Raw genomic sequence first — 266 nt, 5'->3', positions numbered from 1 at the left:
CCTTTAGTATTGCTGCTTACGGCAACGGCGACTAAAAAAGTTAAACGCGATATGGCAGAGCGATTTGCTATATCGCCTGAGTGTATTGTGCAAACGGGCTTTTATCGCGCCAATTTAGATTTAAGTGTGTTGAGCGTTAAAACCGCCGATAAAAATACCGAGCTTACCAACATTGTGCGCGCGCAAAATGGCCCTGGTATTGTGTATGTAACGCTACAGCAAAGCGCCGAGCAAGTTGCTAATGTGCTAAGTGCACAAGGTGTGCA

The 266-nt window shown here is 45.9% G+C and carries 1 pseudogene; it reads left to right on the top strand.

The features are described from left to right. A pseudogene (locus tag AAEZ18_RS18970) lies at positions 1 to 266 on the top strand (RecQ family ATP-dependent DNA helicase); the annotation flags it as partial.

The sequence above is a fragment of the Pseudoalteromonas sp. 19-MNA-CIBAN-0066 genome (assembly GCF_040308705.1).
GTDB lineage: Bacteria > Pseudomonadota > Gammaproteobacteria > Enterobacterales > Alteromonadaceae > Pseudoalteromonas > Pseudoalteromonas nigrifaciens.
The sequence above is the reverse complement of the archived record's forward strand: the minus strand, read 5'-3'. Positions and strand labels throughout refer to the sequence as shown.